This is a genomic window from Streptomyces sp. NPDC101166, assembly GCF_044768125.1.
Lineage (GTDB): Bacteria > Actinomycetota > Actinomycetes > Streptomycetales > Streptomycetaceae > Streptomyces.
This window is the reverse complement of the sequence record NZ_JBIWPF010000002.1, coordinates 63,164-86,083: the sequence shown is the minus strand read 5'-3', so window position 1 is coordinate 86,083 and position 22,920 is coordinate 63,164. Positions and strand designations below refer to the sequence as shown.

The window sequence follows — 22,920 nt, the reverse complement described above, 5'->3', positions numbered from 1 at the left end:
CCCTCCCGCCCAGCACAAAACCCCCGCGGCGCCGCCCCGCGCCCGTCCTGAGCCCCGGCCGGCGCCGCGGCTCACGCAGGGGCGCTCACCTCGTCCTCGGTCGTCTCCCGCAACTCCCCGTCCAGCAGCAGCCAGCGGGTGATGCCGAGCGACTTCAGGAACGGCAGGTCGTGGCTGGCGACGATCAGGGCGCCTTCGTACGACTCCAGGGCCGTGGTGAGCTGGCGCACACTCGCCATGTCGAGGTTGTTGGTCGGCTCGTCCAGCATCAGCAGCTGCGGCGCCGGCTCGGCCAGCATCAGCGCCGCCAGCGCCGCCCGGAACCGCTCCCCACCCGACAGCGTCGCCGCCCGGCGGTCGGCGCGGGCGCCGCGGAACAGGAAGCGGGCCAGCCGGGCGCGGATCCGGTTCGCGGTGGCGCCGGGCGCGTAGCGGGCCACGTTCTCGGCCACGGTCAGCTCGCCGTCGAGCACGTCCAGCCGCTGGGGCAGGAAACGCAGCGGCACATGCGTGTGCACCTCGCCCGCCACCGGTTCCAGCTCGCCGGCGACGGTGCGCAACAGCGTCGTCTTGCCCGCGCCGTTGCGCCCGACCAGCGCCACCCGCTCCGGCCCGCGCAGATCGAGACCGCCCGCCACGCGCTCGCCGTACGCGAGGCGCAGGTCCCGCAGGGTGAGCACGTCACGGCCCGGCGGCACCGCCGTGTACGGCAGGTCCACGCGGATCTCGTCCTCGTCGCGCACCGCCTCCGCGGCCTCGTCGAGCCGCTCCCTGGCCTCGGCGAGCCGCTCCTCGTGGAGGATGCGGTGCTTGCCCGCGGACTCCTGCGCCGCTCGCTTGCGCGCCCCCATCACGATCTTCGGCTCGCGTTTCTGCTCCTGCATCTTCTGCCCGTACCGCTTGCGGCGGGCCAGCTTGACCTGGGCGTCGACCAGTTCGCGTTTCTGCTTGCGCAGGTCGGCCTCGGCGACCTTCAACATGCGCTCGGCGGCCTCCTGTTCGACGACGAGTGCCTCCTCGTAGGCGGAGAAGTTGCCGCCGTACCAGGTGATCTCCCCGGCGTGCAGATCGGCGATCTGGTCGACGAGGTCCAGGAGTTCGCGGTCGTGGCTGACGACGACCATGACCCCCGGCCAGGACGCGACGGCCGCGTACAGCCGCCGCCGTGCGTGCAGGTCGAGGTTGTTGGTGGGCTCGTCCAGCAGCAGGACGTCCGGGCGGCGCAGCAGCAGCGCGGCCAGCCTCAGCAGGACCGACTCGCCGCCGGAAATTTCGCCGACGGTGCGGTCCAACCCGATGTGGCCGAGCCCGAGTTCGCCGAGAGCGGCGAGGGCGCGCTCCTCGACGTCCCAGTCGTCGCCGACGGTCTCGAAGTGCTTCTCGGACACGTCGCCGGCCTCGATCGCGTGCAGTGCGGCCCGCCGGGCGGCGATGCCCAGCGCCTCGTCGACGCGGAGGGAGGTGTCCAGGGTGACGTTCTGCGGGAGATGGCCTACCTCGCCGGTGATGTGCACGGCGCCTTCGGCAGGGGCGAGTTCACCGGTGAGCAGTTTCAACAGAGTGGACTTGCCGGAGCCGTTGACGCCGACGAGCCCGGTCCGGCCGGGGCCGAAGGCGGTGTCGAGCCCTTCGAAGACGGGCGTGCCGTCGGGCCAGGCGAAGGACAGGGCGGAACAGGTGACAGATGATGACAAGTGGGCCTCGCGGTCGCGTGTGCGGTCAGGACGACGCGTATCGAGACACCGGGAGGCGGCGACCACCGCGGGGGAGCGGCAGGGATGCGGTCAGGGAAGAAACCCATGGTGACGGGGCCCGTTCGCAAGGACGGCTCGACGCCGAGGTCGCACGCTGCGCGCACGCCTGACAGGCGTGGCGCGGTGTCTCTGACCTCAGACGTACAACGTCCTTCTCCCTTCGGCGGCGACAGAAGCGTTCTCACCGTAAGGGGGCCGCGAGGGCCGGTCAACGCATTAAAAGGTCCGGGCACCCACCGGTTTCGCACGTCCCGCCCACTTCGGGCCTTCGGCCGGGTCAGGCGTCCCGCATCAGCTCCGCCAGGCCGTTGTCGAGGTCGAGCTGCAGGTGCTCCCGCCCGGCCGGCACCAGCTCGCTCGTGGCCTGGAGGAACCGCCGGATCTCCGACGAGTGCACGTGCACGATCGCGGTGCCCTCGGGCGCGTGGAACTCCAGCACCGTCCTGTCGTAGCCGTAGGGGCGGACGCGGACGTCACCGTGGCCCTCCGCCTCGTGCAGCCCCGCCGTGAGCAGATCGCGGGCGAAGGTCCAGCAGACCTCGACGCCCTCCAGGGTGGCCGGGGCGGGGAAGGTCATGCGGACGGCGAAGGGGTCGCGACGGTCGTAGTGCAGCGTGGCGGGGATGCTCGACATCCGAGGTGCGGCGGCGACCAGGCGGGCCTCAACGGGCTGATCGATGACGATGGACAACGCCTTGCTCCCTTGTGACAGCGGGACGAACTACCGGGGGTGAGTGCAGCCGGACACTGGAAGAGACGTCGGAACCTGCCGGTGCGTGCACATGCAATGCGAGTGACCTCGGTCACCGAGTTTCATGCACACGAGTGACTCACCTCTCTTCCTGTGCCCCGTAAGGCGATTGAGGCGACCGTGGTCCTCTGGACGCCGTCAGGGCCGTGGGCTAGCTTCCCGCGCCATGAGACCCCTGGGGAAGACGCGACACACGGTACGAACGGTTCCGACGGCGGGGACGGCTCCCGCCACCCGCACAACCCCGACATCTCCCCCCTTCCTGAAGAGGCGCGCCGCGCGAGCCGTCATGGCAGCGGCGGCGGCCTGCGCGGCCGTCCTGGCCGTGACGGCCGCCCCGGCCCGGGCGGTGGACCGGGCGCCCGCACCGGAGGCGGGCCGCGCCCCCGCCGTACCGGGCGGCCACGCGCCCGCGTGGGCCCTCAAGGACACCGGCAAGCCCGCCGTCCGCTTCCGCGGCCTGGCCGCCGTCGACCGGAACACGGCCTGGGCGGCCGGCAGCCTCGGCACCGTCCTGCGCACCGCCGACGGCGGGCGGACCTGGCGGGACGTCTCCCCGCCCGGCGCCGCCGAGTTGCAGTTCCGCGACATCGAGGCGTTCGACGCGCGCCGCGCCGTGGTGCTGGCCATCGGCGAGGGCGAGGCCTCCCGTGTCTACCGCACGGACGACGGCGGAGCCACCTGGAAGGAGTCCTTCCGCAACACCGACGCCAGGGCCTTCTACGACTGCATGACCTTCTTCGACCGCCGCCACGGCCTGGCGATGAGCGACCCGGTGGACGGCAAGTTCCGCATCCTGTCCACGAGCGACGGCGGCCGCTCCTGGAAGGTGCTGCCCGACCGGGGCATGCCGCCCGCCCTGGAAGGCGAGGCGGGCTTCGCGGCCGGCGGCCAGTGCCTGGTCTCCGCCGGGTCCCGCGACGTCTGGCTCGCCACCGGCGGCGGGGCACGCGCGCGAGTGCTGCACTCCTTTGACCGCGGACTGACCTGGAAGGCCGCCGACGCCCCGATCCCCGCGGGCGACCCTGCGCGCGGAGTCTTCGCCCTCGCCTTCCGCGACCGCGCCCACGGCCTCGCCGTGGGCGGCGACTACCGGCCCGACCAGGTCTCCCCCCGGTCGGCCGCCACGACCGGCGACGCCGGCCGGACCTGGCGGACCGCCGCCGCACCCCCGCCCGCCTACCGCTCCGGCGTCGCCTGGCTGCCGCACAGCCGGACCGCCGCCCTCGCCGTCGGCCCCACCGGAACCGACCTGACCACCGACGCCGGCCGCACCTGGCGCACGGTCGACACCGGTTCCTACGACACCGTCGACTGCACCCGGGACGGGGCCTGCTGGGCGGCCGGCGAGCAGGGGCGGGTGGCACGGCTGGAGAGGTGAGCGGTTTCAGGGGTACCCGGGCGGTGCGAACGCGAAAGCCGCGAAAGGAGTGAGCGCACATGCCACGCGGTTCCAGCCCCAAGCGGGAGCGCCAGTACGAGCACATCAAGAAGAGCGCGCAGGACCGGGGTGAGAGCACCGGCCGGGCGGAGGAGATCGCCGCCAGGACCGTCAACAAGGAACGCGCCCGGGCCGGCGAGTCCAAGACCGCCAGCCGGACATCCACGCAGGACATGTCGTCCGGCAAGCGCGGGGGCCAGCGGTCCGGCAAGGGCTCCCAGGGGCCCACGTACGACCAGCTGTACGAGGAGGCCAAGCGGCGGGGCGTCCACGGCCGTTCGGACATGAACAAGAGCCAGCTGCAGCGCGCCCTGGACGACAAGGGCTGACCCGGCCGCCGGGGAACTCGATCGCGGACCGGCCCGCGGGAGCCGTACGCTCGTCACCGCCATGACGACCGTACGCATTCCCGCGGGCTGGCCCGCGACCGAGGCAGAGGCCCACGCCGTCCAGGACGCGCTGCGAGCCCGGGTGGTGCTCGACGAACCCGGGCCGCCTCCGGGCACCGGCCGGGTGACGGGGGTGGACGTCGCCTACGACGACGAGCGGGACGTCGTCGCCGCCGCGGCCGTCGTGCTCGACGCGGCGACCCTCGACGTCGTCGCCGAGGCGACCGCCGTCGGACGGATCTCCTTCCCGTACGTGCCCGGTCTGCTCGCCTTCCGCGAGATCCCCACGGTGCTGGCCGCGCTCGACGCGCTGCCCTGCCCGCCGGGCCTCATCGTGTGCGACGGCTACGGCCTCGCCCACCCGCGCCGATTCGGGCTCGCCAGCCACCTCGGCGTCCTCACCGGCCTGCCCACGATCGGCGTCGCCAAGAACCCCTTCGCCTTCACGTACGACGACCCCGGCGTCCCGCGTGGATCGGCGTCCCCGCTGCTCGCGGGCGCCGACGAGGTGGGCCGCGCGCTGCGCACCCGCGAGGGCGTCAAGCCGGTCTTCGTGTCCGTCGGCCACCGGGTGACCCTGGACCGCGCCTGCGCCCACACGCTCGCGCTCACCCCGCGGTTCCGGCTCCCGGAGTCGACCCGCCGGGCCGACGCGCTGTGCCGGCGGGCGCTCCGGGAGGCGACGGCGAGCCCCTGAGCGGGGCGCGCCGTTCGAGTACGCCGTCTGAGTACCCGTACGGATGCGCCGCCCGGCCGCCGCCCGGCAGTGTGGCCGCCATGACGACGCATCGTTGCCCCGAGCCGCCGGCCGGCCCCGCCCTGCCCGTGCGGCGCGCCATGAACGCGGCGCTGGTCCTCGCCCTGCTGGCCGGACTGGGCTGGATCGCCGGCATGATCTACACCCTGGCCCGGTGGAACCTCTGAGCCGCCGGGTCGGGCCCAGGCCTCAGCGGCGCGCCGCCACCCGGAAGCGGATGCCCGCGGCGCCGAGCCGTTCGATCAGGGCGTCGCCCATCGCGACCGCCGTCGTGACCTGCCCGGCCGTCTCCGGCAGGTCGTCCAGGGCCAGGGCGAGCGCCGCCTCGGCGAACATCTTCGCCGTCTCGTCGTAGCCGGGGTCGCCGCCCGACACCTCGGTGAAGACCCGCCGGCCGCCGCCCTCGCCCACGAACCGCACCGAGAACCAGCTGCGCGCCCGGCGCTCGGCACTCGGCCCGTCGCCGGGCTTCAGCCGCTCCGACAGCCAGCGCCGCACGGGCGGCACCTGGGCGGCGGCGAACAGCGCCCCCACGCCCGCCACACCGCCCACGGCGACCGGCAGACGCCGTACGGCCGCGTAGTGGCGGTAGCGGAAGTCGGGTCCGTAGCGGTCCAGCGCCTTCGCGGAGCGGCGCACGATCTGCGGGTCGATGGTGGGCAGCGGCAGCGCCCAGGCGCCGACCTCCGGCGCGAACCGGGGCGGCCCGGTGGGCGCGCCCGCCCGCCGGCCCATCAGCCGGGGCTCGTGCCGGCGCCGCTCCCGCGCCGCGGCCGCCATCCGCCGCCCGCGTGCGAACTGCCCCAGCGCGGAGGCGAACGTCCCGCCCGAGAAGGCGGCGTCGGCGGTCACGAAGCCGTCCACCGTCAGCGGCACGCCCGCGGGCAGTTGACGGACCGTGAAGTACACGCCCAGATCGTGCGGCACGGAGTCGAAGCCGCACGCGTGCACCAGGCGCGCCCCGGTCTCCCGCGCGCGTGCGTCGTGCCGGACGTACGTCAGGTCGACGAACTCCGGCTCCCCGGTGAGGTCGAGGTAGTCGGCGCCGGCGTCCGCGCAGGCGGCCACCAGGTCCTCGCCGTAGGCCACATAGGGGCCGACCGTCGTCGCCACCACGCGTGCCTGCCGGGCGAGCGCGCGCAGGGAGGCCGTGTCGGACACGTCGGCCCGCAGCACCCCCGGCTCCGCGCCGCCCGGAAGCCGGTCGCGCAGCCGGCGCAGCTTGACCTCGTCGCGCCCGGCGATCGCCCAGCGCAGGCCCTCGGGCGCGTGGGCGGCCAGGTACTCCGCGGTGAGCGTCCCGACGAAGCCGGTGGCCCCGAAGAGCACGATGTCGTACGGACGGTCCGACCTGTTCAGCCTGCTCATGACACCCCTTTGTCGTGCAGCCCGCGCCGCTGTGGGTGGCCGAGGTTAGCGTGAGCGGTGCGAAGCCCGGCGACGAGGCCACGAGCAGCGGGTGGCCGTGCCCGGGAACGACCGGAAAAAGCGGGAGAAGGCACGCGCCCGGTCCGCGCCCGCCCCCTCCCGACCGCCCGCCGGGAGAAACCCCGCGTCGCGCACTAAACTGGCTAAGCGCTTGCTCGCTCGCCTCTTGTGTCCACGGGAACACGTTCCTAGCATCACTGGTGTTACATCGGTTGTGTCACAGCAAGGGGGCTGGATGACAACGGCAGACACCGCGGACGCGGCACCCCCGCCCCGGCACGGCCCGCTCACGGGCGTACGCGTGGTCGAGCTCGCCGGCATCGGCCCCGGCCCCTTCGCGGCGATGCTCCTCGCCGACCTCGGCGCCGACGTCGTCCGCGTCGACCGCCCCGGCGGCTCCGCCCTCGCCGTCGACCCCGCCCACGACGTCACCAACCGCAACAAGCGCTCGGTGATCGTCGACCTGAAGTCCCCCGACGGGCCCGCGCGCGTCCTCGACCTCGCCGCCCGCGCCGACGTGCTGCTGGAGGGCAACCGCCCCGGCGTCGCCGAACGCCTCGGTGTCGGCCCCGAGGCCTGCCACGCCCGCAACCCCCGGCTGGTCTACGGCCGGATGACCGGGTGGGGCCAGGACGGCCCCCTCGCCCCTCGCGCCGGCCACGACATCGCCTACATCGCCCTCACCGGCGCCCTCGGCCTGATCGGCCCCCCGGACACGCCCCCGCCCGCCCCCGCCAACCTCCTCGGGGACTACGCCGGCGGCTCCCTCTACCTCGTCGTCGGCGTCCTGGCCGCACTGCACCACGCGCGCGCGACCGGCGAGGGCCAGGTCGTCGACGCCGCCATCGTCGACGGAACGGCGCACCTGTCCGCCATGCTCCACGGCATGCTCGCCGCCGGGCGCTGGCAGGACCGCCGCGCAGCCAACCTCCTGGACGGCGGCTGTCCCTACTACGGCACCTACGAGACCGCCGACGGCGGCCACATGGCCGTCGGCGCCCTGGAACCGCAGTTCTACGACACCTTCGTACGCCTGCTGGGGCTCGACGACTTCGGTGACGCCCGCAAGGACCCCTCCCGCTGGGACGACCTGCGCGAGGCGGTCGCCGCCCGCTTCAAGTCCCGCACCCGGGACGAGTGGACGGCCCTCTTCGCGGACACCGACGCATGCGTGGCGCCCGTGCTGTCGCTGAGCGAGGCCCCGCGCCACCCGCACCTCGCCGCCCGCGGCACCTTCACCGACCACGGCGGCATCACCCAGCCCGCCCCCGCGCCCCGCTTCTCCCTGACCCCGGCCGCCGTGCGCGGCGGCCCCGCCCGGCCCGGCGCCGACACCGCCGAGGTGGCGCGCGACTGGGACGTCCCGCTGCTCGTCACGGACCCTCCCCGCCAGGGCGACCGTTCCTCCTCGGCCCACCCTCCCCGAAAGGCCTCCCAGTGAGCACCGAAGCGTACGTGTACGACGCGATCCGCACCCCGCGCGGGCGCGGCAAGGCGAACGGCGCCCTGCACGGGACCAAGCCCATCGACCTCGTCGTCGGCCTGATCCACGAGCTGCGCGACCGCTTCCCCGGACTCGACCCGGCCGCCGTCGACGACATCGTCCTCGGCGTCGTCAGCCCCGTCGGCGACCAGGGCTCCGACATCGCGCGCACCGCCGCGATCGCCGCCGGACTGCCCGACACGGTCGCCGGCGTGCAGGAGAACCGCTTCTGCGCCTCGGGCCTGGAAGCCGTCAACCTGGCTGCCGCGAAAGTCCGTTCAGGATGGGAGGACCTCGTTCTCGCCGGCGGCGTGGAGTCGATGTCCCGGGTGCCGATGGCCTCCGACGGCGGCGCCTGGTTCAACGACCCGATGACCAACCTCGCCGTGAACTTCGTGCCCCAGGGCATCGGCGCCGACCTCATCGCCACCATCGAGGGCTTCACCCGGCGCGACGTCGACGAGTACGCGGCCCTCTCCCAGGAGCGGGCGGCCGCCGCCTGGAAGGACGGCCGCTTCGACCGCTCCGTCGTGCCGGTCAGGGACCGCAGCGGCCTGGTCGTCCTCGACCACGACGAGCACCCGCGCCCCGGCACCACCGCGGACTCCCTCGCCGGACTCAAGCCGTCCTTCGCCGACATCGGCGAACTCGGCGGCTTCGACGCGGTCGCCCTGCAGAAGTACCACTGGGTGGAGAAGATCGACCACGTCCACCACGCGGGCAACTCCTCCGGCATCGTCGACGGCGCCTCACTCGTCGCGATCGGCTCCAAGGAGGTCGGCGAACGGTACGGGCTCACCCCGCGCGCGCGGATCGTCTCCGCCGCCGTCTCCGGCTCCGAGCCCACCATCATGCTCACCGGACCCGCCCCCGCCACCCGCAAGGCCCTCGCCAAGGCGGGCCTGACGGTCGACGACATCGACCTCGTCGAGATCAACGAGGCCTTCGCCGCCGTCGTCCTGCGCTTCGTCAAGGACATGGGCCTGTCCCTGGACAAGGTCAACGTCAACGGCGGCGCCATCGCCCTCGGCCATCCCCTCGGCGCCACCGGCGCGATGATCCTCGGCACTCTCGTCGACGAACTGGAGCGCCAGGACAAGCGCTACGGCCTCGCCACGCTGTGCGTGGGCGGCGGCATGGGCATCGCGACCATCGTCGAACGCCTCTGACCACCCCGGCGGAACAACAGACTTCAACGGAGACCCTGTCATGACACAGAGCACTGCCATCCGCTGGGAACAGGACCGCACCGGCCTCGTCACCCTCGTCCTCGACGACCCCGAACAGTCCGCCAACACCATGAACCAGGCGTTCCGCGACTCGCTCGCGGTGATCGCCGACCGCCTGGAGGCCGAGAAGGACTCCGTCCGGGGCGTGATCATCACCTCCGCCAAGAAGACCTTCTTCGCCGGCGGCGACCTGCGCGACCTGATCCGCGTCACCCCCGGCACCGCACAGCAGCTCCTCGACGGCGGCCTGGAGATCAAGCGCAACCTGCGCCGCATCGAGACCCTCGGCAAGCCCGTCGTCGCCGCACTGAACGGCGCGGCCCTGGGCGGCGGTTACGAGATCGCCCTCGCCTGCCACCACCGGGTCGCCCTCGACGCCCCCGGCTCCCGGATCGGCTGCCCCGAGGTCACCCTCGGACTGCTCCCCGGGGGCGGCGGCGTGGTGCGCACCGTGCGCCTGCTCGGCATCGCCGACGCCCTTCTCAAGGTCCTCCTCAAGGGCACCCAGTACAGCCCGCGGCGCGCCCTGGAGCACGGCCTGATCCACGAGGTGGCCGACACGCCCGAGGACATGCTCGCCAAGGCCCGCGCCTTCATCGACGCACACCCCGAATCGCAGCAGCCCTGGGACCGGCCCGGCTACCGTATCCCCGGCGGTACGCCCTCGAACCCCAAGTTCGCGGCGAACCTGCCCGCCTTCCCGGCCAGTCTGCGCAAGGAGACCAAGGGCGCCCCCTACCCGGCCCCGCGCAACATCCTCGCCGCAGCCGTCGAGGGCGCCCAGGTCGACTTCGAGACCGCGCAGGTCATCGAGGCCCGCTACTTCGTGGAGCTGGCCGCCGGGCAGATCTCCAAGAACATGATCCAGGCGTTCTTCTTCGACCTCCAGGCCGTCAACTCCGGCGCCAACCGGCCCCAGGGCGTCCCGCGGCGCCAGGTCCGCAAGGCCGCCGTCCTCGGCGCCGGGATGATGGGCGCCGGCATCGCCTACTCGTGCGCCCGCGCGGGCATCGACGTCGTGCTCAAGGACGTCTCCCTGGAGGCGGCCGTCAAGGGCAAGGCCTACTCCGAGAAGCTGTGCGCCAAGGCCGTCTCCCGGGGGCGTACGACCCAGGAGAAGGCGGACGCCCTGCTCGCCCGGATCACACCCACCGCCGACCCGCAGGACGTGGCCGGCTGCGACGCCGTCATCGAGGCCGTGTTCGAGGACACCTCCCTCAAGCACAAGGTGTTCCAGGAGATCCAGCACCTCCTCGCCCCCGACGCACTGCTGTGCTCCAACACCTCCACCCTGCCCATCACCGCCCTCGCCGAGGGCGTGGAGCGCCAGACCGACTTCATCGGGCTGCACTTCTTCTCGCCCGTCGACAAGATGCCCCTCGTCGAGATCATCAAGGGCGAGCGGACCGGCGACGAGGCGCTCGCGCGCGCCTTCGACCTGGTCCGGCAGATCAAGAAGACGCCGATCGTCGTCAACGACTCGCGCGGCTTCTTCACCTCCCGGGTGATCGGCCACTTCATCAACGAGGGCGTCGCCATGGTCGGCGAGGGCATCGAGCCCGCCTCCGTCGAACAGGCGGCCGCCCAGGCGGGCTACCCGGCCAAGGTGCTGTCCCTGATGGACGACCTGACCCTCACCCTGCCGCGCAGGATCCGCCAGGAGACCCGGCGGGCCGTTCAGGACGCGGGCGGCGTGTGGAGCGCGCACCCCGCCGAGGCCGTCATCGACCGCATGGTCGACGAGTTCGGCCGCACGGGCCGCAGCGGCGGCGCCGGCTTCTACGAGTACGGGGCCGACGGCAAGCGGGCGGGCCTGTGGCCGGGCCTGCGCGAGCACTTCACCCGCGAGGGCGCGCAGATCCCGTTCCGGGACATGCAGGAGCGCATGCTCTTCGCCGAGGCCCTCGACACGGTCCGGCTGCTGGAGGAGGGCGTGCTGACCTCCGTCGCGGACGCCAACATCGGCTCCCTCTTCGGCATCGGCTTCCCGGGCTGGACCGGCGGCGTGCTCCAGTACATCAACGGCTACGAGGGAGGCCTCACCGGTTTCGTGGCGCGCGCGCGTGAACTCGCCGAGCGCTACGGCGACCGTTTCGCCCCGCCCGCGCTGCTCGTCGAGAAGGCGGAGAAGGGGGAGACCTTCACCGACGGCCGCTGAGCGGCTCACTCAGGGGAGCCGTCCGCCGGCGGCGGCTCCCCGAGCCACTCCCGGACCTCCTCGGTCAGCGACCGCTGGAACGCCGTGAGCAGCGCCTGCACCACCAGCGGCTGCATGTGCGCCGACAGCGACCGCACCGCGCGCGCGTCGCCCTCGGACACCTCCTCGCGCAGCAGCCGCGACATCTCCTGCGCGGCGGCCCGCGCGTGCTCCACGAGCACGGTGCGCGCCGCGAGGATCGACTCCGGGGACAGCGGTACGTCCAGGAGCCGCACGCCCAGCCTCAGCAACCCCGGATCCACCCGGTAGGAGTCCTCGGCGGGAGCCTCGGTCAGCACGCCCATCGCCGTCAGCCGGTCCACGTCCCCCGGCTCCAGCGCCCGTCCCGCCCGCCGGCACAGCTCCTTGCGCGTCACCGTCTCCTGCGCGTCCGGCGCCCACGACGCCACCACCGCGCGGTGGACGGCGAGGTCGTGGGCGTCGAGACCGGCGGGCAGCCGGTCCAGATAGCGCTCGATCGCGGCCAGCGTCATGCCCTGCCGCCTCAGCTCCTCGATCAACGCCAGCCGCGCGAGATGCCCCGCGCCGTAGCGGCCCACCCGGCGCGGACCGATGGCCGGCGGCGGCAGCAGCCCTCTGGTGCCGTAGAAGCGGACCGTGCGCACCGTGACACCGGCCCGGGCGGCCAGCTCGTCGACCGTGAGGGACGGCTCCTCGATTTCGATCGTCATGCGCAGCAGTATCGCTGTCACACCACCGCTGTCACCTTCTCGGCCGTGAACTGCCGAGAAGGTGCGCTCGGTCGTACACACTGTGCGCGCGTCGTGCTGCCACGACAGACACCGGTCGTCGAACGGCTGGGCCGCCTCGGGCCGGAAGGCGATCGGGGTGCATGTGGCCTTGCGCCAGCGTTTCGAGCCGGGCTTGCCGAGGTTTCCGGCCGTGAGGTTCGCCCGCAGGGTGGCGTACGCGTCGACGGTCTTCTTGATCGCGCGGACGGCGGGCTGGGCGGACAGACCAAAGGTCGCCCTTGATGTCCGTATACACCAGCTTCTGCAACTCATTGCGCCCGTACACGCCCTGCTCGAAGGCGGTACGGGACACATGGTCGGCCGCGCGGTTGCAGGCGTGCAGAGTCGCCTCCAGTACCGACGCCTGCTCGGGCGTCGGCAACAGGAGACGCTCCGCGTCGCGGTCGCGGGAGGCGATTCCTCCCCGCGTGAACGCTGGGGCCTCCTCGCCAGAATCAGGTGAAAGCCGAGGGGCGGAGTGAGGACCCTGTGAGAAGTCACCCTCTGTGACATGAGCCACCGCATGAGCGGTCACACGCGGGGAAGCTGCCCCCTTGGTCTGTGCCCCGACCTGGGAGCCGCGGGCCAGGACCGTACGGAAAACCCGAGCGCACGACGCCCGGGCGCACCAGAGAGTGGAACTCCCGTGAGCAAGGACACCGTGCACACGGCCGAGGTCGCCGCCCCCACCCGGGCGACCGCGACACCCGCGGACGCGGGCGACGCCGGCTACAGCAAGGACCTGAAGCACCGCCACGTCAACATGATCGCCATCGGCGGCGCCATCGGCACCGGCCTCTTCCTGGGCGCCGGAGGACGCCTGCACACCGCGGGCCCGGCGCTCGCCGCGGCCTACCTCGTCTGCGGCGTCTTCGCCTTCTTCGTCGTCCGCGCCCTGGGCGAGCTGGTCCTCTACCGGCCGTCCTCCGGCTCGTTCGTGTCGTACGCGCGTGAGTTCCTGGGCGAGAAGGGCGCGTACGTCGCCGGCTGGATGTACTTCCTGAACTGGTCGACCACCGGCATCGCCGACATCACGGCGATCGCGCTCTACACGCACTACTGGAGTCTGTTCACCAGCATCCCCCAGTGGGTGCTGGCGCTGGCCGCACTGGCCGTGGTGCTGGCCGTCAACCTGATCTCGGTGAAGATCTTCGGCGAGATGGAGTTCTGGTTCTCCGTCGTCAAGGTCGCCACCCTCGTCGCGTTCATGTGCATCGGCATCTTCCTGCTCGCCACCCGGCACGAGGTCGACGGCCGGGCGCCCGGCCTCGGCGTGATCACCGACAACGGCGGCCTCCTCCCGCACGGCCTGATGCCCGTCGTCATCGTCATGCAGGGCGTGATCTTCGCGTACGCCGCACTGGAGCTGGTCGGCGTCGCCGCGGGCGAGACCGCCGAGCCGGAGAAGGTCGTCCCGCGCGCGGTGAACTCGATCATGTGGCGGGTCGGCCTGTTCTACGTCGGCTCGGTCGTCCTGCTCGCCCTGCTGCTGCCCGGCTCGGCCTACTCCGCCGACCAGAGCCCGTTCGTCACCGTCCTGTCGAAGATCGGCGTCTCCGGCGCCGGCGACGTGATGAACCTCGTCGTCCTCACCGCCGCCATGTCCTCGCTCAACTCCGGCCTGTACTCCACCGGCCGCATCCTGCGCTCCATGGCGATGGCGGGCTCCGCCCCGAAGTTCACCGCCCGCATGAACCGCAGCCAGGTCCCCTACGGCGGCATCCTGCTCACCTGCGGGGTCTGCGTCCTCGGCGTCGGCCTGAACTACCTCGTGCCGGAGCAGGCCTTCGAGATCGTGCTGAACGTCGCCTCCCTCGGCGTCATCAGCACCTGGGTGATCATCATGGTCTGCCACCTGGTCTTCGTACGCCGCGCCAGGGCGGGCCTGCTCCACCGGCCGTCCTTCCGCCTCCCCGGCAGTCCGGGCACGGAGATCGCCACGATCGTCTTCCTGATCGCCGTGCTCGGCCTGATGTGGAACGACCCCGAGGTCGGCCGCAAGACCGTGCTGCTCGTCCCGCTCATCGCCGCCGCACTCGTCGCCGGCTGGTTCGGGATCCGCAACAGGGTGGCGCGAACCGCCGACCAGGAGCTGACCGGCCCCACGAAGTAGCGGGCCGGCCCATGCGGTGACTCGCAGGCCACTGTCAGTGGCATCGCCTACGGTGGCGTCATGTCGGAGATCACTTACATCCGGGGTGACGCCACCGTGCCGTCGGTGAAGGGCGTCAAGGTGATCGCCCATGTCTGCAACGACATCGGGGGATGGGGGAAGGGCTTCGTCGTGGCGCTCTCCCGCCGCTGGCCGCAGCCCGAGGCGGCCTACCGCGCCTGGCACCGGGAGCGCGCGGCGAACGACTTCGGGCTGGGCGCCGCCCAGTTCGTCCAGGTCGAGCCGTACGTCTGGGTCGCCAACCTGGTCGGTCAGCGCGGCATTGGCACGGGCAGCAAGGGCGTCCCCGTGCGCTACGAGGCCATCGACACGGCACTTCAGGCCCTGGCGGACAAGGCCGCCGAACTCGACGCCTCCGTCCACATGCCCCGCATCGGCTGCGGCCTGGCTGGCGGCAAGTGGTCCCGGGTGGAGCCGCTGATCACCGAACGCCTGGTGAAGCGCGGCATAGCGGTGACGGTGTACGACCACGGGGAGGCCTGAGGTGAGCAGGTCCGCGCGGTCCGCCCCGTCCGGCCGGGACACCGACGTCCTCGTCCTGGGCGGCGCGGGCGTTGACACCATCGTGTACGTCCCCGAGCTGCCGCTCCCGTACGCCGACAGCTACATGATCGGCAGCGGGATCCGCACCCGCGCCGGACAGACAGGGGACTTCGTCGCCGTCGGCCTGGCCGCCCTGGGCCTGCGCACCCACCATCTCGACTTCCTCGGCGACGACCCCGAGGGCGCGCTGGTCCGAGCCCTGCACCGCGACCGCGGCATCGGGCTGACCGCCGTCCCGCAGCCCGCCGGCACCAAGCGCGCCGTCAACCTCGTCGGCCCCGACGGCCGGCGGCTCTCCCTGTACGACACGAGCCGCACCGGCCCCGACGACCGGTTCCCGCCGTCCACGCTCCGAGCCCTGGCCGGGGTGGTCCCGTTCCGGTCACATCCTGCGCACAATCGCCCTCTTCTGCAGGGGAGTTGCCCGCTGTACCGTCCAGGCGCATGCCGATACGCACGCGCTTCACGATCTGGAGACCGCTCGCGGCCGCGGCCGTCACCCTCCTGACGGCCGCCTTCCTCACCCCGGCGACCGCCCATGCCGCCCCGCGCGAGAGCCTGCCGGTGTACTCCTACGACGACGCCGTCCGCGAGGCCGTCTGGGTGGACACCCGGCTCGACGGCGACGGCGACGGAAGGACCGACCGGGTCGCCGTCGACATCGTCCGCCCGCGCGAACCCGCCGCCCGCGGCCGCAAGGTGCCCGTCATCATGGACGCCAGCCCCTACTACTCGTGCTGCGGACGCGGCAACGAGAGCCAGCGCAAGACGTACGACGCGAACGGCGCCGTCGTCCAGACCCCGCTGTTCTACGACAACTACTTCGTGCCCCGCGGCTACGCCTTCGTCGCCGTCGACCTGGCCGGAACCAACCGCTCCGATGGCTGTGTCGACGTCGGCGGCCGCTCCGACGTCCTCTCCGCGAAGGCCGTGATCGACTGGCTGGGCGGACGCGGCACCGCGTACACCACCCGCACCGGCACCACCGCAGTCAAGGCGGGCTGGACCGACGGCACGACCGGCATGATCGGCAAGAGCTGGGACGGCACGATCGCCAACGGCGTCGCCGCCACCGGTGTGAAGGGCCTGAAGACCATCGTCCCGATCAGCGCCATCTCCTCCTGGTACGACTACTACTTCCAGCAGGGCGCCCCGCTCTACGACTCCGGCCCCGACTGGCTCTCGGACTACGTCGCCAGCCCCGACGCCCGCGCCAAATGCGCCGCCGTGCAGCGCAGACTCGTCGAGCAGGCGCCCCGCACGGGCGACCGGACCGGCCTGTGGAAAGAACGCGACTACGTCAGGCACGCGAGCAGGGTCGAGGCCAGCGTCTTCCTCGTCCACGGCCTCCAGGACCTCAACGTCCGTATGAAGCACGTCGGTCAGTGGTGGGACGCGCTCGCCGAGCACGGCGTCGAACGCAAGATCTGGCTCTCCCAGACCGGACACGTCGACCCCTTCGACTTCCGCCGCGCCGACTGGGTGAAGACCCTGCACCGCTGGTTCGACCACGAACTCCTCGGCTACGACAACGGCATCGACCGCGAGCCGATGGCCGACGTCGAACGCCACCCCGACCAGTGGGTCACCTCGCGGTCCTGGCCGCCGCGCGGCACACAGACCACCACCCTGCGCCCCGCCCAGGGCGTCCACCCCGGCGTCGGCGCCCTGGGCCTGCGCAAGGGACGCGGCACCGCGGCCTTCACCGACGACCCGCGGCTCGGCGAGACCGACTGGGCGGCGCGGGTCGACACCGCGACCCCCGACAAGGCCGGCTTCGTCACCGCGCCCCTCACCCGGGACCTGCGCCTGTCCGGCTCCTCCGAGGTCACCGTCACCGCCACGCCCAGCACCCCCACGGCCCATCTGACCGCCGTCCTCGTCGACCTCGGCCCCGACACCATCCGGGACTACGCGGCGAGCGGCGAGGGCATCACCACCCTCGCCGACCGCACCTGCTGGGGCGACAGCAGCGCCGGCGACAGCGCCTGCTTCAAGGAGACCGCGCCGCGCACGGCCGACGTCGGCCATACCGTCGTCAGTCGCGGCTGGGCCGACCTGGGCACTTACGCCGACGCCGGCCGGGGCGTCCCGCTCACCCCGGGCCGCGCGTACTCGATCACCCTCGACCTGGCGGCCACCGACCACGTGGTGCCCGCGGGCCACCGGCTGGCGCTGATCGTCGCGGGCACCGACAAGGACCTCATCGACCCGCCCGCCGACACCCCGACCCTCACCCTGGACCTGTCCCGCACGTCGGCCCGGGTCCCGCTCGTCGGCGGCGCCAGGGGGTTCGCCGCCGCCACCTCCACCGTCGCCCCCGCCGGAGCCGCGACGACGGCGCCCGACGCCTCGCGCTCCGCGCCGGCGGACGGCGTCCGCGCCCCACTGTCCGCACCGCGCCTCCCGTGACGGGCCGGAGCGGAGGGAGCGCTCCTGGCCGACTAGGATCTGGCGTCTGTGACCGCCACCCTCGTCGCCAAGAACCTCGCCGCCGGGCACGGCGACCGCTCCCTCTTCTCCGGGCTCGACCTCGTCGTCGCCCCCGGCGACGTGATCGGGCTGGTCGGAGCCAACGGCGCGGGGAAGTCCACCCTGCTCAGGCTCCTCGCCGGCCTCACCGCGCCGGAGGCGGGCGAGCTGCGGCTCTCCCCGCCGAGCGCGACCGTCGGGCACCTGCCCCAGGAACCCGAGCGCCGCCCCGGCGAGAGCGTGCGCGCGTTCCTCGCCCGCCGCACCGGGGTCGCCGAGGCGCAGCACGCCATGGACGAGGCCACCCAGGCCCTGGTCGACGGGGCCCCCGGCGCCGACGACGCCTACGCGGTCAGCCTGGAGCGCTGGCTCGGCCTCGGCGGAGCCGACCTCGACGAGCGCGCGGAGGAGGTCGCCGACTCCCTCGGCCTCGGCGTGGACCTCGACCAGCCGATGACGTCCCTGTCCGGCGGCCAGGCCGCCCGCGCCGGCCTCGCCTCCCTCCTGCTGTCCCGCTACGACGTCTTCCTCCTCGACGAGCCCACCAACGACCTCGACCTCGACGGGCTGGAGCGCCTCGAACGCTTCGTCGCCGGCCTGCGCGCCGGCGCCGTCGTCGTCAGCCACGACCGCGAGTTCCTCACCCGCACCGTCACCAAGGTCCTCGAACTCGACCTCGCGCAGGGCCGGATCAACCTCTACGGCGGCGGCTACGACGCCTACCTGGAAGAGCGCGAGATCGCCCGCCGGCACGCCCGCGACGACTACGAGGAGTACGCCGACAAGAGGGCCGCCCTCCAGGACCGGGCCCAGACCCAGCGCTCCTGGATGGACAAGGGCGTGAAGAACGCGCGCCGCAAGGCGGGCAACGACAACGACAAGATCGGCCGCAAGTTCCGCAGCGAGGCCAGCGAGAAGCAGGCCGCGAAGGCCCGGCAGACCCAGCGCATGATCGAACGCCTGGACGTCGTGGAGGAGCCGCGCAAGGAGTGGGAGCTGCGCATGGAGATCGCGGCCGCCCCGCGCTCCGGCGCGGTCGTCGCCGCCCTGCGGGACGCCGAGGTGCGGCGCGGCGCCTTCGCCTTCGGGCCGGTCACCCTGCAGATCGACTGGGCCGACCGGGTCGCGGTCACCGGCGCGAACGGCGCGGGGAAGTCGACGCTGCTCGGCGCGCTCCTCGGCCGGATCCCGCTGGACGCCGGTCACGCCGCGCTCGGCTCGGGCGTCCTGGTCGGAGAGGTCGACCAGGCGCGGAAGCTGTTCCACGGGCCCGAGGGGCTGCTCGACGCGTTCCGCGCGGCCGTCCCGGACACCGAGCCGGTCGAAGTGCGCACCCTTCTGGCCAAGTTCGGTCTGAAGTCGGACCATGTGCTGCGCCCGGCGGCCACGCTGTCACCGGGGGAGCGGACGAGGGCCGCCCTCGCGCTCCTCCAGGGACGAGGCGTCAACCTCCTCGTCCTCGACGAGCCGACCAACCACCTCGACCTCCCGGCCATCGAGCAGCTGGAGTCCGCCCTCGACGCCTACGAGGGCACCCTGCTGCTGGTCACCCACGACCGCCGCATGCTGGACGCGGTCCATGTCACCCGCCGACTCGAGGTGGCCGACGGCAAGGTGACGGAACGTTGACGGACCGCCGGCGAGACGCCAGGCGTACGGCGTGAGAAGGGCCCGGCCCTCCCGCGAGATCAGGGAGGACCGGGCCCGTCGCTCAAGGCGTCACCGCTTGTTCTTGGGGTCGACCAGCCCCGCGCGCCGCAGCGCGTCGGCCATCGCGCTGTTCGCCGGCGGCGGGGCCTGCCGCCCGCCGCCGCTGCCGCCGCGCTGACCCCCGCTCCCGCCGCGCCGGCCGTCGTTGCCGCCGTCCGCGCCGCGCCGGCCGCCCTGCCGCTGCTGCGGGGGACGTCCGCCCCCGCGCTGCGACCGGCCGCCCTCGCCCGGGGCGCCGCCCTTCGGGGCCGCCTCGTCGTCCAGGCGGAGCGTGAGCGAGATCCGCTTGCGCGGGATGTCGACGTCCAGGACCTTCACCTTGACGATGTCACCCGGCTTGACCACGTCCCGCGGGTCCTTGACGAACGTCCGCGACAACGCGGAGACATGCGCCAGACCGTCCTGGTGGACGCCGACGTCGATGAACGCCCCGAAGGCGGCCACGTTCGTCACGACGCCCTCCAGCACCATGCCGGGCGCCAGGTCGGAGATCTTCTCCACGCCCTCCTTGAAGGTGGCCGTCTTGAACGCGGGCCGCGGGTCGCGCCCGGGCTTCTCCAGCTCCTTCAGGATGTCGGTGACGGTCGGCAGGCCGAACGTCTCGTCCACGAAGTCCGCGGGACGCAGCGAGCGCAGGACGGAGGTGTTGCCGACGAGGGCGGCCACCTCCTGCCCGGAGGTCTTCACCATCCGCCGGACCACCGGGTACGCCTCGGGGTGCACGCTGGACGCGTCCAGCGGGTCGTCGCCGCCCCGGATCCGCAGGAAGCCCGCGCACTGCTCGTACGCCTTGGGGCCGAGCCTGGGAACCTTCTTCAGGGCGGAGCGCGAGGCGAACGGCCCGTTGGCGTCGCGGTGCGCCACGATGTTCTCCGCGAGCCCTGAGGTGATGCCGGAGACGCGGGCGAGCAGTGGGGCGGACGCGGTGTTCACGTCGACGCCGACGCCGTTCACACAGTCCTCCACCACCGCGTCCAGCGAACGCGACAGCTTCACCTCGGACAGGTCGTGCTGGTACTGGCCGACGCCGATCGACTTCGGGTCGATCTTCACCAGCTCGGCCAGCGGGTCCTGGAGACGGCGCGCGATGGACACCGCGCCGCGCAGCGACACGTCCATGCCGGGCAGTTCCTGCGAGGCGAACGCGGACGCCGAGTACACGGAGGCGCCGGCCTCCGACACCATCACCTTGGTCAGCTTCAACTCGGGGTGCTTGGCGATGAGTTCACCGGCGAGCTTGTCGGTCTCGCGGGAGGCGGTGCCGTTGCCGATGGCGATCAGCTCGACCGCGTGCTCCGTAGCCAGCCGCGCGAGCCTGGCGATCGCCTCGTCCCACCTGTTGGCCGGGACGTGCGGATGGATGACGTCGGTCGCGACCACCTTGCCGGTCGCGTCGACCACGGCCACCTTCACACCCGTACGGAAGCCGGGGTCCAGGCCGAGGGTGGCGCGGGTGCCGGCCGGGGCGGCCAGCAGCAGGTCGCGCAGGTTCGCCGCGAACACGTCGACCGCCTCGTCCTCGGCGGCCGTGCGCAGCCTCAGCCGCAGGTCGATGCCGAGGTGGACGAGGACGCGGGTGCGCCACGCCCAGCGGACCGTGTCCCGCAGCCACTTGTCGGCCGGCCGGCCGCGGTCGGCGATGCCGAACCTGGCGGCCACGATCCCCTCGTACGAGGAAGGGCCCTCCGTGGGCTCCTCCGGCTCCAGGACGAGGTCGAGGACCTCCTCCTTCTCGCCGCGCAGCATCGCCAGGATCCGGTGCGAGGGCAGGTCGGTGAACGGCTCGGCGAAGTCGAAGTAGTCGGCGAACTTCGCGCCGGACTCCTCCTTGCCCTCCCGCACCTTCGCCGCCAGCCGCCCTCGCACCCACATGCGCTCGCGCAGCTCGCCGATCAGGTCGGCGTCCTCCGAGAACCGCTCGGTGAGGATCGCCCGCGCGCCGTCCAGCGCGGCCTGCGGATCGGCGACGCCCTTGCCGGCGTCGACGAACGCGGCCGCCGCCGCGAGCGGCTCGACGCCCGGGTCCCCGAGCAGCCCCTCGGCCAGCGGCTCGAGGCCGGCCTCCCGGGCGATCTGCGCCTTCGTCCGCCGCTTCGGCTTGTACGGCAGATAGACGTCCTCCAGGCGCGCCTTGGTCTCGGCGCCCCGGATCCGCGCCTCCAACTCGTCGGTGAGCTTGCCCTGCTCGCGCACCGACTCCAGGATCGCCGCCCGGCGCTCCTCCAGCTCCCGCAGGTAGCGCAGCCGCTCCTCGAGCGTGCGCAGCTGCGCGTCGTCGAGCATCTCGGTCGCTTCCTTGCGGTAGCGGGCGATGAAGGGCACCGTCGAGCCGCCGTCCAGCAGCTCCACGGCGGCCTTCACCTGCCGCTCCCGTACGCCGAGCTCCTCGGCGATCCTGCCTTCGATGGACACTGCTGCCATGGCCTCGCTGGACCCGGGTGTCGTCACGATCCCGTACCGCCTTCTCCGCTTAAGGTTGCGCGGCAATTGTGGCAGGCGACACCGGCTCCGGCGGATCAGGGCACGCCCTGCGAGGCTTCCTCAGGCCCTGCTGCCCCGAGCCGAGGAGGAGGCGCCCCCGAACAACCGCGCCAGCGCCCGGAAGGGAAGCGTCACCACAGTGGCGATCGCTCCACCGATCTGCCGCAGAACATCACCGATAGCACGGAACACGACCAACTCCTTTCCTCTCCCGGCCCCAACGACCGGGACCCTCCGTGTACCTCACCGACGCCGGACCATGCCCAGCCGTTCGCTTCGCCTCTGTGCGAGGCATGGCAGAAAGGGTGGGGAACTCGTCGTTGTGGACATCGCCCGGCCCGCGAAGAATCGTCCGCATGGCGCAGCGAACCGTTCTCGTCGTCCTCTTCGACGACGTCCAGAGCCTCGACGTGAGCGGTCCCCTGGAGGTGTTCGCCGGGGCGGAGACGCACACCCCGGGCTCCTACCGCATCCGTACCGCCTCGCTGGACGGCGCTCCCGTGCGCACCAGCAGCGGCCTGAGGCTCGTGCCGGACGGGATCCTGGCCGACGAGCCCGACCCGCACACCCTGGTGGTGCCCGGCGGTCAGGGCACGCGGCGGCCGGATCCGCCGCTGGTCGACTGGCTGCGCGCGAACGGCCCGCGCGCACGGCGACTGGTGTCGGTCTGCACCGGCGCCGCCCTGCTGGCCGCGGCCGGGCTGTTGGACGGTCGGCGGGCGACGACCCACTGGGCCTACGCGGACGGGCTCGCACGCCGTCATCCGGCCGTCGAGGTCGACGCCGAACCGATCTACGTCCGGGACGGCGACGTCTACACCTCGGCGGGCGTCACCTCCGGCATCGACCTGGCCCTCGCACTGGTCGAGGAGGACCTGGGCCGGGAGGTCGCGCTGACCATCGCCCGGCATCTGGTCGTCTTCCTGCGCCGCCCCGGCAACCAGGCCCAGTTCAGCGCCCAGCTCGCCGCCCAGACGGCGACGCGTGAACCGTTGCGGGAGGTCCAGCACTGGATCACCGAGCATCCCGCCGACGATCTGAGCATCGAATCCCTCGCCGCCCGCGCCGGACTGTCGCCCCGTCACTTCGCCCGCGCCTTCCGCGCCGAGACCGGCACGACCCCCGGTCGCCACGTCGAGCGCGTCCGCCTCGAACACGCCCGCCGTCTGCTCGAGGACACGGCGGACGGCGTCGAACGGATCTCCCGGGCGAGCGGTTACGGCACCCCCGAGGCCATGCGTCGCGCCTTCCTCAAGGCCCTCGGCGTCCCGCCCGCCGAGTACCGCCGCCGCTTCCGCCCCGCACCGCCCACCGTGCCCGCCCCTCGATAGCCGGTCTCCCGACCGGTCCACCGAACCGA

General features: G+C 72.9%; 18 protein-coding genes and 1 pseudogene. 13 read left to right on the top strand and 6 right to left on the bottom strand.

The window, feature by feature from the left end:
- Positions 1-71: 71 nt before the first annotated feature.
- Both ACIRS4_RS04740 and ACIRS4_RS04735 read right to left on the bottom strand, forming a co-directional pair.
- On the bottom strand, positions 72-1,694 hold the full coding sequence (locus ACIRS4_RS04740; protein WP_404190017.1) for an ABC-F family ATP-binding cassette domain-containing protein: 1,623 nt from the start codon (positions 1,692-1,694) through the stop codon (positions 72-74).
- 337 nt (positions 1,695-2,031) lie between these two features.
- The gene (locus ACIRS4_RS04735) at positions 2,032-2,445 is read right to left on the bottom strand and encodes an SsgA family sporulation/cell division regulator (RefSeq protein ID WP_130437639.1); all 414 of its coding nucleotides are present in this window, start codon (positions 2,443-2,445) and stop codon (positions 2,032-2,034) included.
- A gap of 349 nt (positions 2,446-2,794) precedes the next feature.
- On the opposite strand from ACIRS4_RS04735, the gene ACIRS4_RS04730 reads away from it, so the two are divergent.
- From ACIRS4_RS04730 to mmpA, 4 genes are all read left to right on the top strand, one after another.
- Positions 2,795-3,886 carry a WD40/YVTN/BNR-like repeat-containing protein gene (locus tag ACIRS4_RS04730; RefSeq protein ID WP_404190014.1) on the top strand — a complete coding sequence of 364 codons (1,092 nt, stop codon included), beginning with the start codon at positions 2,795-2,797 and terminating at the stop codon, positions 3,884-3,886.
- A gap of 59 nt (positions 3,887-3,945) precedes the next feature.
- Positions 3,946-4,275 carry a plasmid stabilization protein gene (locus ACIRS4_RS04725; RefSeq protein ID WP_404190011.1) on the top strand — a complete coding sequence of 110 codons (330 nt, stop codon included), beginning with the start codon at positions 3,946-3,948 and terminating at the stop codon, positions 4,273-4,275.
- 61 nt (positions 4,276-4,336) lie between these two features.
- Positions 4,337-5,032, top strand: coding sequence for an endonuclease V (locus ACIRS4_RS04720; protein WP_404190008.1), 696 nt, complete (start codon positions 4,337-4,339; stop codon positions 5,030-5,032).
- Positions 5,033-5,112: 80 nt separating this feature from the next.
- Complete coding sequence (mmpA, locus tag ACIRS4_RS04715; protein ID WP_404190005.1) at positions 5,113-5,259, top strand: morphogenic membrane protein MmpA; 147 nt, start codon at positions 5,113-5,115, stop codon at positions 5,257-5,259.
- Positions 5,260-5,281: 22 nt separating this feature from the next.
- On the opposite strand, the gene ACIRS4_RS04710 is transcribed toward mmpA, so the two are convergent.
- Positions 5,282-6,460, bottom strand: a complete 1,179-nt coding sequence (locus tag ACIRS4_RS04710) for a saccharopine dehydrogenase family protein (protein ID WP_404190002.1) — start codon at positions 6,458-6,460, stop codon at positions 5,282-5,284.
- Positions 6,461-6,755: 295 nt separating this feature from the next.
- Here ACIRS4_RS04710 and ACIRS4_RS04705 point away from each other — a divergent pair, with 295 nt between their 5' ends.
- The 3 genes from ACIRS4_RS04705 to ACIRS4_RS04695 are packed head-to-tail and all read left to right on the top strand — an operon-like array spanning position 6,756 to position 11,390.
- Positions 6,756-7,961, top strand: a complete 1,206-nt coding sequence (locus ACIRS4_RS04705) for a CaiB/BaiF CoA transferase family protein (RefSeq protein ID WP_404189999.1) — start codon at positions 6,756-6,758, stop codon at positions 7,959-7,961.
- Entirely contained in the window at positions 7,958-9,172 is a 1,215-nt protein-coding gene (locus tag ACIRS4_RS04700; protein ID WP_404189997.1) for an acetyl-CoA C-acetyltransferase, read from the top strand. The genes ACIRS4_RS04705 and ACIRS4_RS04700 overlap by 4 nt, the downstream gene beginning before the upstream one ends.
- A 40-nt stretch (positions 9,173-9,212) precedes the next feature.
- Entirely contained in the window at positions 9,213-11,390 is a 2,178-nt protein-coding gene (locus ACIRS4_RS04695; RefSeq protein WP_404189994.1) for a 3-hydroxyacyl-CoA dehydrogenase NAD-binding domain-containing protein, read from the top strand.
- Between the two features lie 5 nt (positions 11,391-11,395).
- Here ACIRS4_RS04695 and ACIRS4_RS04690 read toward each other — a convergent pair whose 3' ends face one another.
- Complete coding sequence (locus tag ACIRS4_RS04690) at positions 11,396-12,121, bottom strand: MerR family transcriptional regulator (protein WP_404191016.1); 726 nt, start codon at positions 12,119-12,121, stop codon at positions 11,396-11,398.
- Between the two features lie 706 nt (positions 12,122-12,827).
- Here ACIRS4_RS04690 and ACIRS4_RS04685 point away from each other — a divergent pair.
- The 5 genes and pseudogenes from ACIRS4_RS04685 (at position 12,828) to ACIRS4_RS04665 (ending at position 18,998) form a co-directional block, all read left to right on the top strand.
- Positions 12,828-14,294, top strand: a complete 1,467-nt coding sequence (locus ACIRS4_RS04685; protein WP_404189991.1) for an amino acid permease — start codon at positions 12,828-12,830, stop codon at positions 14,292-14,294.
- Between the two features lie 60 nt (positions 14,295-14,354).
- The gene (locus tag ACIRS4_RS04680) at positions 14,355-14,837 is read left to right on the top strand and encodes a macro domain-containing protein (RefSeq protein WP_404189988.1); all 483 of its coding nucleotides are present in this window, start codon (positions 14,355-14,357) and stop codon (positions 14,835-14,837) included.
- A gap of 1 nt (position 14,838) precedes the next feature.
- Positions 14,839-15,264, top strand: a pseudogene (locus tag ACIRS4_RS04675) (adenosine kinase); the annotation flags it as partial.
- Between the two features lie 77 nt (positions 15,265-15,341).
- Positions 15,342-17,309: a Xaa-Pro dipeptidyl-peptidase gene (locus ACIRS4_RS04670; RefSeq protein ID WP_404189985.1), complete on the top strand. Its 1,968-nt coding sequence runs from the start codon at positions 15,342-15,344 to the stop codon at positions 17,307-17,309.
- 48 nt (positions 17,310-17,357) lie between these two features.
- The gene (locus ACIRS4_RS04665) at positions 17,358-18,998 is read left to right on the top strand and encodes an ABC-F family ATP-binding cassette domain-containing protein (RefSeq protein WP_404189983.1); all 1,641 of its coding nucleotides are present in this window, start codon (positions 17,358-17,360) and stop codon (positions 18,996-18,998) included.
- A gap of 90 nt (positions 18,999-19,088) precedes the next feature.
- Here ACIRS4_RS04665 and ACIRS4_RS04660 read toward each other — a convergent pair whose 3' ends face one another.
- Positions 19,089-21,527, bottom strand: coding sequence for a Tex family protein (locus tag ACIRS4_RS04660; RefSeq protein WP_404189980.1), 2,439 nt, complete (start codon positions 21,525-21,527; stop codon positions 19,089-19,091).
- A 93-nt stretch (positions 21,528-21,620) separates the two neighbouring features.
- A complete protein-coding gene (locus ACIRS4_RS04655; RefSeq protein WP_278044736.1) occupies positions 21,621-21,752 on the bottom strand; it encodes an LPFR motif small protein in 132 nt (43 codons plus the stop codon).
- Between the two features lie 164 nt (positions 21,753-21,916).
- Here ACIRS4_RS04655 and ACIRS4_RS04650 point away from each other — a divergent pair, with 164 nt between their 5' ends.
- The gene (locus ACIRS4_RS04650) at positions 21,917-22,891 is read left to right on the top strand and encodes a GlxA family transcriptional regulator (protein WP_404189977.1); all 975 of its coding nucleotides are present in this window, start codon (positions 21,917-21,919) and stop codon (positions 22,889-22,891) included.
- Positions 22,892-22,920: the final 29 nt, after the last annotated feature.